Below are 15,592 nucleotides of genomic sequence, written 5' to 3'. Positions count from 1 at the left end.
GAGAGCACCTATGTCCCGTGAAAATCCTTTCGCCAAACTGGATATGGCGTCGATCTCGGCAAACCAGACGCCTACAAAACCCGGTTACGGCATGACAGGAGCCGCCAAGACGGTTGTTCGCTCCATTGAAGATATGGCCGAGAACACCAAGAAGCTCATGGAAGGTGAGGTGATCGTGGATCTTGATCCGCGATTGATTGACGTGTCCTTCGTGGCCGACCGCCTTTCAGACGACGGAGAAGAGTTTCAGGACCTGCTCAAGGCAATCAAGGAATCAGGTCAGGCGACACCTATCCTTGTCCGCCCCAGTTCCACGGATGCCAAGCGATACATGGTCGTGTTTCGGTCACCGTCGTCTCAGGGTGGCTCGCGAACTCGGAGTTCCGGTAAAGGCGATCGTAAAGAAGCTCGACGATATCACCGCGGCGATCGTACAGGGACAGGAAAACGCAGCCCGTTCAAACCTGTCTTTCATTGAACGCGCCTACTTCGCTCAGAACCTGATCGCGTCTGGAATGAACAAGGAAACGGTTCGTTCGTCGCTCGCCATCGATGAGGCGATGCTGTCGAAGATGCTTGCTGTCGTCGAGGCGGTGCCAGCGCCAGTCATTCAGGCCTTGGGTGCATCGAAGAAAATTGGGCGCGACCGTTGGCTCAGCCTCCGGCAGTTGCTACTCGCCCCTGCCCTCTCCAAGGTCGCTGTTGAGCACGCAGCTTCGGCCGACTTTCAAAGGCTTCCTGAAGCCGAGCGGTTTGATGAACTTCATGACTACGTGAAGCGATACAAGGCCAAATCGGCTGCAAAAATGCCCAAAGCCGATACCGCAGCAAAAGACTGGATCTCGTCTGATCGCTCGCTGAATTTCGCGATGACCGCCAAAGCGAAGAAGGTTGCCATCGAGCTCACGAATGTAGAAGCCAAGCCTTTCAGCGAATGGCTGTCTTCTCGCATGGATCGCTTGTACGAGGAGTACAAGGGGTCGCAAAACGAAACCAACGGAGACTAAACCGCAAAAGAAAAAGGCCCCCAAACGGCGAACCGTGGAAGCCTCTCTCGTCATCTCTAGCAGGATCGAGAATCGCATTTCCCGGAATCACAGTCAAGAGTCTTGCGCCATTTTGGTGAGCGGATTTCCTTTGCCTGAAGAAAGGTGAGAGAAAAATGCAAACGGGAGATGTGACGACGCCCTTTGGGCGGCGGTCGATGTCGCTTGCCCTGGTCAAAAGACAGATGGCGATCAAGGATCCGGATCACAACACGCGGATTGAAAAAGTGGAAAGTGTTTCGCGATGTCTGCGAGGCGCGAGAAACGCCTTGGAGTTCAGGATCGGGCCTTGGCCGTTCGATGCTCTCCTGACGTTTTACCCCCACGGGGAGCTCGATTCGAGCAGCGGGCTTGTCGTTTTCCCATCCAATGCGCAGCTATCGGTTCGCGCTCATGGGATCACGGAAAGCACACTCAGGCGGCAACTCGCGGCACTTGTCGAGGCCGGGCTCATCTTGCGCCGCGATAGCCCCAACGGGAAGCGGTACGCACATCGCAGTCGTGACGGTGAAGTGGAGCAGGCCTACGGCTTCGATCTGACCCCTCTTCTGGCTCGCGCCCATGAACTCGCGCAAATCGCACAGGATGTCGTTGCGGAGCGAACACGGTTCCGTCGGACAAAAGAAGCTCTTACGATCTGCCGGCGAGACGTGCGCAAGCTCATCTCAGCTGCGGTGGAGGAGGGCGCGCCCGGCAACTGGGGGCAGGTAGAAGCGGTCTACGTCGACATTCTTGCGCGCCTTCCACGCTATCCGAGAGGAGCCAGCTCGAACTCGCACTCGATGAAATGCAGCTGCTCCGGGCAGAAATCCTCAACATTCTGGAAATGCAGCTGAAACCTGAGAATATGCATGGCAATGCCGTCCAGGATGACCGGCACATACAGAATTCAAATACCGAATCTATCTATGAACTTGAACCTAGCTCTGGAAAAGAGCAGGGCGGAAACCCGGAGGATGAACGTCAGGCCAAGAGCGAGGCGAACGGGGGAGCGAAGGCCAAGCCAGAGCCAATAAAGGCCTTCCCACTCGGATGGTACTTCGGGCCTGCCCGCAGATTGCCGACTATGGTCCCGGCGGACGTATAGAAAACTGGCGCGAGCTCATGAAAGCCGCCGTCGTGGTGCGCTCCATGCTCGGCGTCAGTCCGTCAGCCTACGAGGAGGCGTGCAGCGCGATGGGGCCGGAAAATGCCGCGGTGGCTATGGCCTGCATTCTTGAACGGTCGAACTTTATAACATCTGCCGGTGCTATCTTCGGGATCTCACAGGCGCTCGGAACTTGGGGAGTTTTCACTCGGGCCGATGCTTATGCTCTCATGAAAGTGAATGACCCGGGAAATCGAAGGACTGCTTGACGTCAGTGAGGCGAGACGGGCGAAGGAAATCGGCGCACGGGCTCTCTCGGGGCATGCGACTTGTCAGCCGTTTTTTTCCGCGATTTCCTGTTGCAATACAGGGTTTTACGGGTTTTGAAGGCTAAATTCCGACTGCGGATGGTAAGAGTCTTAGGCTTTGGTCAGTCTTGGTGTTGTCTTCCGATTTGCGCCGGAAGCGGTCACGGATGCCTAAGCAATCGGACCTCGCCGCGATCAGGTTCGCTGCGACAGATTTCAAACCCAAACCCCATGGGCATCTTTCAAAGTTTCCGTTAGTCTCCCCAATACCGAGGGGTGCCCTGTCAAAGGGCTGAGATGGGCTTGTCGCAAACTTTCGGGCTTAACCGTATGTTGACCATAGGCATGGAATTTGCCGCTCCGAAAGTTGCGGAGCGAGCCCATGATTCTGAATGCTATTGCCGAGAAGCTGAAGCGCCAATCAAAGGATGACTTCAAAGGCAGCATTTCGAGGCCTGGTTGATTGTACAGGCGGTTGCCTGGTACTTGCGCTACCCGCTCAGCTATCGTGACTTGGAAGAGATGTTTCGCGAGCGGGGCTTTGAGGTCGATCATAGCACGATCAACCGCTGGGTATTGGCCTATGCGCCGATGATCGAAAAAACGGCTTCGGCAGTTTAGGCGCCCCCATTGCGGCTCGGTCAGAATCGATGAGACGTACGTCAAGATCCGCGGCAAATGGCGCTATCTGTACCGAGCCATCGACAAGCATGGCAATCCGGTAGATTTCCTGTTGACCGCTAAGCGCGATCTCGCCGCCGCCAAGCGGTTTTTCCGCAAGATGCTCAAAGACGAACCCTTGTTGTCGCCGACCAGGATCGGGACCGACGGGGCCAACACCTTCCGTCAACGATCAAAATGTCGGTTGATGATGGGCTCCTCCATCCCGATCCCGTCCACTATGTCACCAAGCACCTCCAGCAAGGCATCGAAAGTGACCATTTCCGGGTAAAGAAGAACATGCCAAAGATCGGTGGCTTCCAATCCTTCAACACGGCGCGGCGAACCATCGCGGGTTTCGAGGCAATGCTGTGGTTGAGGAAAGGCTTCAGCTTTTCCGGCGGTTGGACTGTCAACGATCAGAACGATTTCTTGCGCGCCTCTTCGGACTGCAAAAGATTAACAAAGCATGAAAATGAGGACGCTCAGGGATAATCGCGCGCTCCGAAAATGTTTGCGACAGGCCCCGCTGAGTGCTCAGGCGGCCTGACCTGCGGCCTCCGCCGGATGCTTACGGAGAGAGGGGGACAAGCGCTAACCCGGAGGGGGATCACCCACCCGGAGGGCCGAGACGGATTCGTGGAAATGCGGCCGGTGCTGCAGGCCGCAGGCCGAAGCATGGGGAGACCGTTTAGTGCTTGTGGGGAAGAGAGGGCGGAGCGCCTTTCTCCCCTCTCAGTGCGCTGAATAAATTCGCCTTCCGGCGCGAAGGATATATTCCGGCACAGATAGCTGCCAGGCGGCTACGCGCCGTCATTTCCGTCATTCGACAGCGCCAGAACACATCCTGGAAGCAGCCATTCTCCACTATGGAGCTATCGCTGCCTGTATCGGTAGCTCAAGGGTGAAAACGCTACCAATCCCGGACCATCACTCCACACAGATACATCGCCGCCGTGTAACTCCATGAGTTGCTTGACGAGGGCGAGGCCGATCCCAAGTCCCCCATGAGCATGATTCCGATGCTCTTCGACTTGCTCGAACATCGTGAAGATTGCGCCCGCGCCCTCGCACTAAGGCCCAGACCATTGTCAGTTACGCTGACCCGATATGTGCGCGGATGTAATTCCAGCGCTACCTCAATCTGACCGCCCATTGGCGTATATTTTGCGGCATTATTCACGAGGTTTGAAACGCACTGTGTCAGCCGTACCTTGTCCGCGAATACTCTGCACGGCTGATCCGGAACCCTGACAGTCACCGCATGGTTTCGCTCCTCGATCGCCTGTCCGGTCATGTCCAGCGCAGAGTGAATGGCATCTCTCAGGTCAAAGTCAGACTTAACAAGATTGATTTTGCCCTGCGTTATCCGTGACACATCGAGCAGGTCGTCAACGAGCCTGATTATGTGGTCCATCTGTTGGTGCATGAGGCCATGGATCTGCTCCACCTTGCCAGCATCCGGCTTTCTCGAAAGAATTTTCAGCCCGCCATTGAGAGCGGCGAGTGGGTTGCGCAGTTCATGGACGAGAACGCCGATGAACTCGTTCTTTCGCTTGTCGGCGAGCTGAAGCGCGCGAGTCTGCGCCTCGAGAAGGTCGCGCTGTTCGGAAATCATTTGTCGTTGGCGATAGAGCTCGGCAAATATCGCGGCTTTGCTTCGAAGGACCTCAGGCTCGATGGGCTTCTGAATAAAGTCGACGGCGCCGGCTTCATATCCCTGGAACCGCCGCTCGGCTGTATGGGTGCCGGCAGTCACGAAAATGATCGGAACCCGCCGTGTCCGCTCATTGCCTCGCATGAGTTCGGCAAGCTCGAAGCCGTTCAAACCTGGCATCTGAACGTCGATCAGCGCCAGTGCCACATCATGTTGCAGCAGAAGTTCGAGGGCCTCATCGCCGGACCGCGCCTTCAATAGCATCAGCTCGTCGCGTTGTAGCAGAGCTTCCAGAGAAAGCAGGTTCTCTGGAAGGTCGTCAACCAAGAGGAATTTGACGTCAGTGTTCATTTTCGATGTTCTGCAAATAGGTTGAAATCTTGGACAAGGTCAAAACTTGAGCGCCTGGGCATGCGCGGATAGCAGCTTCGGGCATGGCCCGAGTGAAAGCCTCGGTCGGATCCTGAACGATTGCCGTTCCGCCAGAACGAACGACGGCCGAAAGGCCTTGGGAACCGTCATGATTGGCGCCCGTCAGGATAATCGCTGTCAGTTGGCTGCCCCAGGCATCTGCCGCGCTCTCGAATGCCACGTCGATCGAGGGCCGCGAGAAGAGGACCTCTTCTTCGCTGGATAAAGCGACATGCGTTCGCCCTCGAGCGACAAATGATAATTAGGGGGCGCGAAGTAGATGAACCCGGCTTGCACGGGCTCCTTGTCTTCCGCCTCAATCGCGCGAAGCTGACATTTCAGGTCAAAAATCGCGGCGAGCACACTGCGTTTGTTTGGCGGCAAGTGCACCACGACGAAGATGGGATATGGATAAGTCGCAGGTAGTGGCGGCAATAGCACGGACAGCGCTTCGAGCGCCCCAGCAGAGGCGCCGATGATGATCGCACCGTTCGGATTGTCCTTCACGAGCCGATCCTCTGATAGATCTTCTCATCTCGGACGAACTCCCGGAAGCCATCGGCATGCGTTGAAAACCGCAGTGTTTCCTTCGAGCCCAGCCCGAGAAAGCCGTTGCGTGGCAGCGTATCCCGGAAAAGACCGACAGCCCTGTCCTGTAGGTCCCGGTCGAAATAGATCATGACGTTCCGGCAGGAGACCAATTGCATCTCACCAAAGACCTGGTCCGTCACAAGACTATGATCTGAGAACACGACATTGCGCCGCAGGCTTTTGTCCAGGATGCACCGGTTGTAGCCCGTCGTGTAATAGTCAGACAAAGATCCCTTGCCGCCGGAGTCACGATGGTTCTCAGTGAACAATCTGACCCGTTCGATGTCATAGATTCCGGCTTCCGCTTGGGCGAGGGCCTCTGGATTAATATCCGTCGCATAAAAGAGGGTTCGCTCCTCAAGCCCTTCCTCGCGAAAAAGGATGACAAAGGAATAGAGTTCTTCGCCCGAACTGCATCCGGCAATCCAGATCTTCAAGGAGGGGTAAGTGCAAAGATGCGGAACGACCTTCTCCCGGATCGCCGCGAAGTAGGACGGGTCGCGAAACATCTCGCTGACCTGGACCGTAAGGAAGCGGAGCATGTCGTCAAGCATCTCGGGATGATGAAGGACGCGCTCCTGCATGGCTGAGATGGTCGCAAAGCCCAACTGTTCGCGTGCCTGGCGCAACCGCCGCCGGATCGACGACATGGCGTAGCTGCGAAAGTCATAGTGGTAGCGATGATAGAGCGCCTCCAGCAGCAGGCGGATCTCGATGTCTTCGACTTTTTCGAATGTCTCCGTCATTGCGGTATCCAGACGCGCACGAGAGACAGAAGCTTTTCGACGTCAAGCGGCTTTGCCATATAGTCATTGGCGCCGGCTTCAATGCAGCGTTTCTGATCGTCGGGCATTGCCTTGGCGGTCAAGGTAATGATCGGCAACTTCTGCCATGCTGAGTTCTTGCGGATGTGGCGGGTTGCGGTGAGGCCATCCATGACCGGCATCATTACATCCATCAAAACCAGATCGATCCGCCCGTCTGGGTTGCTTATCGATTGCTCCAGTTTTTCCAGCGCCTCCTCGCCGTTTCTGGCGATATCGACGATCACCCCGCGTGGTTCGAGGATGTTGGTCAGGGCGTAGACGTTGCGCACGTCGTCCTCGACGATCAGAATGCGGCGCCCTTCCAGCAGTTCATCGCGATTGCGGGCTTTGCGGATCATTTGCTGCTGCTCGTCCGGCAGCTCAGAGACCACCTGGTGCAGGAACAGTGTGACCTCGTCGAGAAGACGCTCCGGCGATTTTGCACCCTTGATGATGATAGATTTCGAGTAACGGCGAAGCCTCTGTTCTTCTTCGGACGAGAGAACGCGTCCGGTGTAGACGATGACAGGCGGGAAGGAATGCATGCCCGCTTCGCTCAACGTTTCCAGAAGCGCAAAGCCGGATGTATCTGGCAACGACAGATCCAGCACCATGCAGTCGAAGGTCTGTTCGGCCAGCAACGAGATGCACTCTGCCGCAGTCCCAGCCCCCACCGTTTCGACGTCATGCGACGACAGGAGTTTCGACAGAGCGTCCCGCTGAACGGCGTTGTCTTCAACGATCAGCACGCGCCGCAGCGTTTGTTCGGCCTTCGCTCCTAGGGACTCGATCACAGATACCAGATGATCGCGTTGTACGGGCTTCAGCGCATAGCCGACGGCGCCCAACGAGAGAGCCCGGTCGGAATAGTCCTCGGCGGAGAGGATGTGGATCGGAATATGGCGCGTCCGCACGTCACGCTTCAGGCGGTCAAGCACCGAAAGGCCGGATTGGTCCGGAAGACCGACATCGAGCAGGATGGCGTTCGGCAGATACTGATGGGCGAGTTCCAGGGCTTCTTGAGCGGTTCCGGCTACGAGCGCCTGGAACTTCAGCTCACGGGCGAGATCGCGAAGGATAAGTGCAAAAGATTGATCGTCCTCGACAATCAGCAGCTTGCGGGCCGTTGCCTCGGATGCTGCACGGTCGTCATCGACGATTGCAACGGCCTTCGGCTTTTGTGCAATGGTCTCTGCTTCAGCGCGCAAGACGGGTTCCGCAGCGGACGCGACTGGCGGGGCAAAATCCTGTTTCGGAGCCTGTACCAGCGCAGTGTCGAACTCGGCCGGGATGATGACCGTGAACGTGCTGCCCTCGCCAAGCTGGCTTTGAAGCTGGAAGCGGCCTCCAAGCAAGCGCACGAGTTCGCGAGAAATCGACAAACCAAGCCCGGTGCCGCCAAACTTACGGCTGATGGTGCTGTCCGCCTGATGGAAGGCTTCAAAGATCCGCTTTTGCTGCTCGTCCGCAATCCCGATGCCCGTGTCCTTGATCGAAAAGGCGACCTGGCTGTCATCGCGACGGCTAACAGTCAGCGAGACGCCGCCGTTTTCGGTGAACTTCAGCGCATTCGCCAGGAGGTTCTTGAGAACCTGCTCCAGGCGCTGCGGATCGGTCTGGATGACTGCGGGCACGCCCGCCTCGACCGAGACGTTGAACTGCAGGCCCTTGTTGGTTGCGAGCGGTTCAAACATGTGGCGCAGTCCGTTGACGGTTCTCTCGATCGACACTGCTTCAGCATTGATCTCCACATGTCCTGCTTCGATCTTGGACAGGTCCAGGATGTCATTGATCAGGTTAAGCAGATCATTGCCCGATGACTGGATGGTCTGGGCGAACTGGACCTGTTGGGCAGTCAGATTGCCTTCGGAATTGTCAGCCAGGAGTTTCGCAAGGATGAGCGAAGAGTTGAGCGGTGTTCGCAGCTCATGCGACATGTTCGCGAGAAAGTCCGATTTGTAGCGGCTGGCAAGTTCCACTTCCTTCGACTTGGCCTCGATGGCGTCTTTCGACCGTTCAAGATTGTCCCGCTGCCGCTCCAGTTCTTCCGCTTGCTCCTCGAGCTGCGAGTTGGTCTGTTCGAGTTCTGCCTGCTGCTGTTCAAGGCGGGTTTGTTGTTCGCGAAGTGCGCGTCCCTGTTCTTCCAGCTCCTCGTTCGAAACGCGCAGTTCTTCGCCCTGTACCTGCAGTTCCTCCGACTGACGTTGGGTTTCTTCCAAAAGAGCCTGGAGGCGCGTTCTGAACTCCGCCGAACGGATGGCGACAGCGATCAGCTCTGAGACCTGTTCAAGAAGCACCAGAGTCTGGTCGCTGATCGGAGTAAGGAAGCCGAGTTCGAAAACGCCTCTTATGTCCCCTTCAACGATCGCAGGCGCCAAGGCGAGATAACGTGGCTTCTGCTGTCCAAGAGCCGAGCCGAAGCTGATATAGCCGTCAGGAATTTCCCCGACTGCGATCGGCCGGTGATCTTTCAGGACATGGGCAAAAAGGCTGTCATTCTCTTCGAAGCTCATCGGAAGGTTCGCGTTTAACGGTACCCCGTGGACCGCCGTGCGGTGAAACCGGCCCGCGTTTTCGACATAGATCGCTCCGGCGACCGCGCCGAGATAGTTGGTCAGGAAGCCAAGGATATTCTGGCCAAGCTGAGCAAGTGGCTGCTCGCCAGATACCGCCGACCCCAGGCCAAGTTGGGCATCTCTGAGCCATTGCTCTCGCTTCTGCGCAAGGGCAGTTTTGCTGAGCAATGCAGAGATGACCAAAGTGAGGATGATACCAACGCCCCCCGTCGCGATCCCGCTCGTCCATGCGACCACGAATGATCTGTCTCGCTCCCGCAATGCCTGCGCACGGTCTTCGCCCGCCTCAAGTCTCAGTTGCCCGACCGTGTCTCGGATACCATTCATATCGCTACGACCTCGGTCGGTCCTCATGAAGGCCACTGCTGCGGCCTCGCCCTCTTCCCGGTGAAGACGGAGCGTCTCCCTCATGGTGCCGAGTTTGGAAATAGTGAAGGCTCGCAACTCGGATGGCCCGCCTCGTTCTCGCATTTCCGGTGTGGCAATTGACGCGAGGGACTCAATACGGTTCTCGACCTGAGACATCGCACGATTGTAAGGGTCTAGATATCCGTCGTCTCCTGTCAGAAGATAACCTCGCAGGCCAGTCTCTGCGTCCTGCAGGTCAATCAACAGCAGGTCGAGGGCGACAATTAGTGAGTGCGTTTGGGTGACCCGAGCGCTGTTGCCCTGATGTTCTGCACTGTGAAATAAGACAGTGAGGCACTTGCGATGAAGAATACTATTGCCGCTAGCAAACCGAATAGGGCATTGCGACCGAGGCCAAGCAGTCGCTTACCTGTAAGTACGGAGGTCTTTCGGTGCATGCTAAAACTCTAAACGCTGGTTTGACGAATCAATATGGGCCGCTTCGATCATCATTTTCAGCGGGCATTGGCAGGCGGGTAGATCGGCGTTACAAAAACGGAATTTGTTCAAGCGCTTAACACGGCCACATCTGAGCAAGTTTTACGTAGCAATTATTTGCTCCAGAACGCAAGAATGTAGTGAAAATGGAACAAAAAGAATTCCTTGACCTGCGGGGTATATCGCAACCTCCACAGCGTCTGCTGAGAACACATCGTGGCTTCAGCGTGGAATACGTCCGTCCCGAATTAGCCGCTGTTTTCAGCTATGATTGGACCAGTGATCTGCATTTCTGCGCTCACCATGATATCGTTCTCGAGGATGGTGGGATACGTGCTGGGGATGGAGCGGAAGACAGCCGCCGGGATCTGCGACATACCCTTACCTATGTCCCTCGCGGCGCGCGCGTCTCCGGCTGGTCCAGGCTGAGCAGGCGAAACAATTCGTTCACTGCTATCTATTTTGATCCCGTCTCGATCCGAGAAGAGATTGGCGTGCGCTTTGCCGAGTGTGTCTATGAGAAGGTTTATTACCGGAGCGACGAGGTTGAGAGAATTATGCGTCAATGGGCTCGACTAGTGGCGCAACCGCATGCTGACAATTTGTACGAAGAAGCGTTAGGACTCATTACCATCTTGGCGATCCATAGAACGTCGAGGCTCGATCCTGAGGCGGCTCCTCCAATTGGCAAGGCAACTCTCGCCCTCGTTGAAGAGTTCATCGAGGAGAACCTCGGCTCGGATTTGACCCTGTCAGCGCTGGCGGAAATCACTGGGCTGAGCCGGTTTCATTTCAGCAGATCATTTAAGGCGGCTACCGGTGAAAGCCCATATCAATACGTGCTCCGACGCCGTATGGAGCGCGCAAGATTGCTCCTGGCCTCAGGAGAAATGCCCATCGACGAAATCGCCAGCAGGCTGGGCTTTCAGGATAGCGCGTATTTCCAGAGGACTTTCAAATCATGGGTTGGAATGAGTGTGAAGGAGTTCAGGGACCGCATGTAGGTCCTCACTCAATGAGCGCTTCAATTGTCCGGCCAATAAGAGCAGAATGTCTGCCTGCGCCGCGTCATCAGCTAGGAACTCTGCGAACTCTCTCTGGCCAATCGTGGCTATACGAGAATTGAAATGGGTATCTCGCAATTCTGCCTTACCAAACCGCGTGGACCGGCTTGGAACGCTAGCAAACCAGTTGGCGTCAGCCAACCTTCAAAAATCCCAGTTTGGGCAGTCCGAAGCAAGACCTGTTGAAAGGCGTTAGGTTGCTTGCATCAATCTTCGCTAATAGATTGCAAACTAGTCCCGGGGTCCGTATGCGGCGTCCACGCCCCATGGATTTTTCGGTTGCAGCGATCTGACGACGATATCGGCCGTCAAATGAGCTCACCGAATAGTACCTGGCGAGCTCATTGTGAGGCCTTGCCGCGGGCGGCGTAAGCCCAAGGCATCAGAGCATCGATGTCTTTGGCGAGGTGGCCGTTCGCGAGGCGGGTGAAGAGGTCGCACAGGTAGGCGTAGGGCTCGACGCCGTTTATTTTACAAGTGCCGATGAGGCTGGCAAACCGAGCCCAATTGCGGCCCCCTTCATCGTGCCCGGCAAAGAGCGCATTGCGGCGATTCATGGCCGGTCGGCGGATCGCGTTTTCCACGAGGTTGGAGTCGATATCGACGTGGCCATCGTCCAGGAACAGCCGGAAGCCGTCCTGCCGCGTCAGCATATAGGGGGCAGGAACAAGAGCAGTTCAAAATCCTGCGCTAGGACCGAACGAAGCGTGAACCTTCGTCTCGTAGGCGCATGATCGTCTGCCGGCTGGTGACGAATTTCCTGGCGATTGCCGAAACGCTCATTCCCGTCGCCAGATCATCGCGCACACCCTGCTTTTGTTTCTCACTGAGCGTCGAGGGTCGGCCGAGGGCCTTTCCTTCCGATTTGGCGCGCTTGAGACCGGATTGCGTCCGCTCTATCAGCAAGTCCCGTTCGAACTGGGCGACGGCATTGAGCACATTCATGGTCATGGTGCCGGCCGAACTGGTGAGATCGGCCCCGCCAAGCGCAAGGCAATAGACGCGCACGCCCATTTCAGCCAGCGTCCTGACCGTGGTGCTGACATCGATCGCGTCGCGGCCGAGCCTGTCGAGCTTGGTCACGATGAGAATGTCCCCAGCCTCCAATTTGTCCATGAGCCGGGAAAATCCTCGGCGCTGCACGATGGCGGTACTGCCGGAAACCGTCTCGGTGATGATACGGCGCGGCTCGACCTGGAAGCCTGCGGCCTCGATTTCCTGAATCTGGTTCTCGGTGGTCTGTCCCGTCGTGGAAACGCGGACATAGGCGAAGGTGCGCGGCATGGGGGCCAATTTTGTCCGAATAGGCTGTCCGTAATATTTCGCCCGTTCGAAAGCCCGTCAAGGTAATTTGTGGACAGTGCGTTTCTCCCCTGTACGGAAACGGACCTTTCTGGACAGAGGCAAGGTCTTTGGCTCGCAACGCGCAGGAACGGCAATGGCGAAACGGACCCTTCTCAAACCCCAGGATCGACGAGAGCTTTTCGACATCCCAACCGATGAGGAAAGCCTGATCCGCCATTATTCCCTATCGCCTGCCGACCGGCTCGAGATCGAGGTCCGCAGGCGTGAGCATAATCGGCTCGGCTTTGCGATGCAGCTCTGCCTTATGCGTTATCCGGGGCGCGCACTCATGGCCGGCGAGATCCCGCCCAAGGCGATGCTCAACTATGTTGCCGAGCAGATCGGGGCCGATCCGGCGTCATTTGATCTGTACGCTCGCCGGGAAGAGACGCGCATGAACCATGCCGCTCACTTGCTGAGCTATCTGGACATGAGGAGCCCTACGGCCGAGAATCGGCGCGCAGCCTTGTTGGCGGCAATCGAAGCGGCTTCGGGCACTGACAAGGGGGCAATGATTGCAAAGGCCATCATCGCCACTTTCCGGGAGCATCGGGTTCTGCTGCCCGCGCCGAACATGATCGAGCGCATGGGGCTGGCGGGCCGTGCTGTTGCTCGACGGCGTGCCGAACACGCCCTGATCTCGGATCTCGATCCAGAAAAGCTGCGAACCCTAGACCGTCTGTTGGAGGTTGACCCGGCGATCCGTCAGACGCGCTATCATTGGCTGCGCTCGACCCCGGATGCACCGGGAGCCGGCAATCTGGTTGGGTTGACGGAACGCATCGCGTTCCTGCGCACGCTGGGGATCGATCCACGTTTGCAGGCGCGAATCCCGTCCGGGCGATGGGATCAGATGATCCGTGAGGGCGACGCCACGCCAGCCTGGCTGGCCGGCGACTTCAGCGCCAGCCGGCGGCGTGCAACGATCGTAGCGCAGTTGATCAAGCTCGGGCAGAAGCTCACCGACGATGCGGTGATGATGTTCATCAAGCTGATGGGCCGGCTGTTCTCCCAGGCCAACAACCGCAAGAAGCAGCGCCATATGAACGCGCGGCTGGAAACATCGAAGGCGTTGCGGCTGTTTCTCGACACGATCGTGGCTTTGCAGGCCGCCAACGAAGAGGAAGCGGATCCCATGGAGATGCTGGACCAGCGGGTCGGTTGGCATCGGCTGCTCCAGGTCAAACCCGGCCTGGAAGCAATGGTGGAGAATAATGACGTGTCGCCCTTGATGATGGCGGCGGAGCAACATGCGAACGTTCGCAAATATGCCGGCGCCTTTCTCCAGACATTTGCTTTCCAGTCGCGTCGCCGGAATGATCCGCTGCTTGCCGCGATCGAGGTCATTAAAGCGCTCTATGCGGAAGGACGGCGTGTATTGCCTGATCGCGTTCCGGTTGCCCATCTGGCAAAAGCGGATCGCGAACGGATATTCGAGAGCGGGCGGCCGGTTCGATCGCTCTACGAGATCGCCACATTTGCTCTCTTGCGTGATCGGCTCCGTTCGCGGGACATTTGGGTCGAGGGCAGCCGCTCGTTCAGACCGATTGACGAACATCTGATGCCGAAACCGGCCTTCACAGCCCTGAAGGAAGACAACAAGCTCGGCCTTGGCGTCCAGAGCGACGGCGCGGCCTGGCTCGCCGAGGTCCGGCAGATGATGGACTTCAACCTCAAACGGCTGGCCTGGCGTGCCCGCTACGGAAAGCTCGACGGCGTGAGGTTGGAAAACGGCATCCTGATCGTGACGCCGCGCGCCAGCGATGTTCCGGCCGCTGCGGCCGCCCTCAATGCTGAAATCAGCGAGATGTACCCCCTGGTCGACGTCCCCGATTTGCTGCGGGAGGTGCATGACTGGACGGCTTTCGCTGATCAGTTCACGCATGTCCGCACTTCAGATGCGCCGCAGAACATCTCCGCCATGCTGGCCGGCGTGCTCGCCGATGGTACGAATCTCGGCCCGAAGCGAATGGCGGGAGCGTCGAAGGGGATCAGCGCTCATCAGATCGGCTGGATGCGCAGCTTCCATGCCCGCTCCGAAACATACCGAGCCGCGCAGGCTTGCGTGACCGATGCCCATACGCGTCATCCCCATTCGTTGCTCTGGGGTGACGGAACAACGGCATCGTCCGACGGGCAGTTCTTTCGCGCCAGTGATCGGGCCGCCAGGCGCGGCGACATCAATCTGCACTATGGCAGCGAGCCCGGCACGAAATTCTACAGCGGCCTCTCCGATCAATACGGCTACTTCAGCATCCTGCCGATCAGCCCGACCGAGAGCGAGGCCGTCTATGTGCTCGACGGCCTGTTCGACCACGACACGATCCTCGAGATCGAAGAACTGTTCACCGATACCGGCGGCGCCAGCGATCATGTCTTTGCGCTGTTCGCCCTGATCGGCAAACGATTCGCGCCCCGGCTGCGCAACATCAAGGACCGGAAGTTCCACACCTTCGAGAAGGGCGACGCCTACCCGGCGCTGGCCAACCACATCGGCGCGCCGATCAACACTGCGCTAATCCTTGAACATTGGGATGAGCTTCTGCGCCTGGCTGCCTCTATCACAACGCGCACCGTCGCTCCGTCGGCGATCCTCAAAACGCTATCCGCCTCATCGAAATCCAATGATCTGGCCAGGGCGCTGCGCGAGATCGGCCGCATCGAGCGCACGCTGTTCATGATCGAATGGTATTCCAGTCCGGCATTGCGCAAGCGGTGTCAGGCCGGGCTCAACAAGGGCGAAGCTGCCCACAAGCTCAAGCGCGCCGTCTTCTTCCATGAGCGCGGCGAAATCCGCGACCGCTCCTATGACAGCCAGGCATTCCGGGCATCCGGCCTCAATCTCGTCGTCAGCGCAATTGTCTACTGGAACACCGTCTATCTCAGCCGCGCCGTTGCCCACCTGCGGCAACAAGGTCGTCATGTCCCTGACGAATTGCTCAAGCACATCTCGCCGCTCAGTTGGGAACACATAAACCTCACCGGCATCTATTCGTGGGACACCGAGCAGCAGATGCCAGAGGGCTTCAGGCCATTGCGTGTTCCCGGACAGATTCTCCGAGCCGCGTGATGTTCATGCTCCGTTCGAGCTTAGCGCAGGATTTCGAACTGCTCTTGTCCTGACCCCTATAGGCCAAGGCTGTCAATCGGCATCGAAACGGGACCCCCTATCGGCTCCCAAAAGGGACCCCTGCCT

The 15,592-nt window shown here is 57.6% G+C and carries 9 protein-coding genes and 5 pseudogenes; 6 read left to right on the top strand and 8 right to left on the bottom strand.

The window, feature by feature from the left end:
• Window positions 1-10: 10 nt before the first annotated feature.
• From repB to shn_RS34760, 4 genes and pseudogenes are all read left to right on the top strand, one after another.
• Window positions 11-1,007, top strand: a pseudogene (repB, locus tag shn_RS34770) (plasmid partitioning protein RepB).
• Between the two features lie 197 nt (window positions 1,008-1,204).
• Window positions 1,205-1,882: a plasmid replication protein RepC gene (gene repC / locus shn_RS37385; RefSeq protein WP_245337575.1), complete on the top strand. Its 678-nt coding sequence runs from the start codon at window positions 1,205-1,207 to the stop codon at window positions 1,880-1,882.
• A gap of 196 nt (window positions 1,883-2,078) precedes the next feature.
• A complete protein-coding gene (gene repC, locus shn_RS37380; RefSeq protein WP_245337574.1) occupies window positions 2,079-2,402 on the top strand; it encodes a replication initiation protein RepC in 324 nt (107 codons plus the stop codon).
• 421 nt (window positions 2,403-2,823) lie between these two features.
• Window positions 2,824-3,574, top strand: a pseudogene (locus shn_RS34760) (IS6 family transposase).
• 402 nt (window positions 3,575-3,976) lie between these two features.
• Here shn_RS34760 and shn_RS37765 read toward each other — a convergent pair.
• The 6 genes and pseudogenes from shn_RS37765 to shn_RS34740 all read right to left on the bottom strand — a co-directional run bounded on the left by shn_RS37765 (window position 3,977) and on the right by shn_RS34740 (window position 9,862).
• A complete protein-coding gene (locus tag shn_RS37765; protein WP_371328654.1) occupies window positions 3,977-4,147 on the bottom strand; it encodes an ATP-binding protein in 171 nt (56 codons plus the stop codon).
• A gap of 71 nt (window positions 4,148-4,218) precedes the next feature.
• Window positions 4,219-5,109 (bottom strand): annotated as a pseudogene (locus shn_RS34755) (response regulator); the annotation flags it as partial.
• Window positions 5,099-5,362 (bottom strand): annotated as a pseudogene (locus shn_RS37760) (chemotaxis protein CheB); the annotation flags it as partial. The pseudogenes shn_RS37760 and shn_RS34755, both read right to left, overlap by 11 nt.
• Entirely contained in the window at window positions 5,308-5,610 is a 303-nt protein-coding gene (locus shn_RS37755) for a chemotaxis protein CheB (RefSeq protein WP_371328656.1), read from the bottom strand. The pseudogene shn_RS37760 and the gene shn_RS37755, both read right to left, overlap by 55 nt.
• Before the next feature lie 62 nt (window positions 5,611-5,672).
• A complete protein-coding gene (locus tag shn_RS34745; RefSeq protein ID WP_064334967.1) occupies window positions 5,673-6,506 on the bottom strand; it encodes a protein-glutamate O-methyltransferase CheR in 834 nt (277 codons plus the stop codon).
• On the bottom strand, window positions 6,503-9,862 hold the full coding sequence (locus shn_RS34740) for a response regulator (RefSeq protein ID WP_371328655.1): 3,360 nt from the start codon (window positions 9,860-9,862) through the stop codon (window positions 6,503-6,505). Before shn_RS34740 ends, shn_RS34745 begins: the two co-directional genes overlap by 4 nt.
• A gap of 272 nt (window positions 9,863-10,134) precedes the next feature.
• On the opposite strand from shn_RS34740, the gene shn_RS35660 reads away from it, so the two are divergent.
• Complete coding sequence (locus tag shn_RS35660) at window positions 10,135-10,992, top strand: AraC family transcriptional regulator (protein WP_084438775.1); 858 nt, start codon at window positions 10,135-10,137, stop codon at window positions 10,990-10,992.
• 401 nt (window positions 10,993-11,393) lie between these two features.
• Here the strand turns inward: shn_RS35660 and shn_RS34730 are convergent.
• Window positions 11,394-11,708: pseudogene (locus shn_RS34730) on the bottom strand (transposase domain-containing protein); the annotation flags it as partial.
• A gap of 34 nt (window positions 11,709-11,742) precedes the next feature.
• The gene (locus shn_RS34725) at window positions 11,743-12,336 is read right to left on the bottom strand and encodes a recombinase family protein (protein ID WP_064334458.1); all 594 of its coding nucleotides are present in this window, start codon (window positions 12,334-12,336) and stop codon (window positions 11,743-11,745) included.
• A 154-nt stretch (window positions 12,337-12,490) separates the two neighbouring features.
• On the opposite strand from shn_RS34725, the gene shn_RS34720 reads away from it, so the two are divergent.
• The gene (locus shn_RS34720; RefSeq protein ID WP_064334459.1) at window positions 12,491-15,466 is read left to right on the top strand and encodes a Tn3 family transposase; all 2,976 of its coding nucleotides are present in this window, start codon (window positions 12,491-12,493) and stop codon (window positions 15,464-15,466) included.
• Window positions 15,467-15,592 lie beyond the last annotated feature (126 nt).

This window comes from Shinella sp. HZN7 (assembly GCF_001652565.1).
GTDB classification, from domain to species: Bacteria; Pseudomonadota; Alphaproteobacteria; order Rhizobiales; family Rhizobiaceae; genus Shinella; species Shinella granuli.
This window is presented reverse-complemented; position numbering and strand designations above follow the sequence as displayed.

Excerpts from the sequence above, each read along its gene's own strand:
- shn_RS34720 (WP_064334459.1), top strand. The coding sequence starts at position 12,491 with ATGGCGAAACGGACCCTTCTCAAACCCCAGGATCGACGAGAGCTTTTC.
- repC (WP_245337575.1), top strand. The coding sequence starts at position 1,205 with ATGTCGCTTGCCCTGGTCAAAAGACAGATGGCGATCAAGGATCCGGAT.
- shn_RS34745 (WP_064334967.1), bottom strand. The coding sequence starts at position 6,506 with ATGACGGAGACATTCGAAAAAGTCGAAGACATCGAGATCCGCCTGCTG.
- shn_RS34725 (WP_064334458.1), bottom strand. The coding sequence starts at position 12,336 with ATGCCGCGCACCTTCGCCTATGTCCGCGTTTCCACGACGGGACAGACC.
- repC (WP_245337574.1), top strand. The coding sequence starts at position 2,079 with ATGGTACTTCGGGCCTGCCCGCAGATTGCCGACTATGGTCCCGGCGGA.
- shn_RS35660 (WP_084438775.1), top strand. The coding sequence starts at position 10,135 with ATGGAACAAAAAGAATTCCTTGACCTGCGGGGTATATCGCAACCTCCA.
- shn_RS37765 (WP_371328654.1), bottom strand. The coding sequence starts at position 4,147 with ATGTTCGAGCAAGTCGAAGAGCATCGGAATCATGCTCATGGGGGACTT.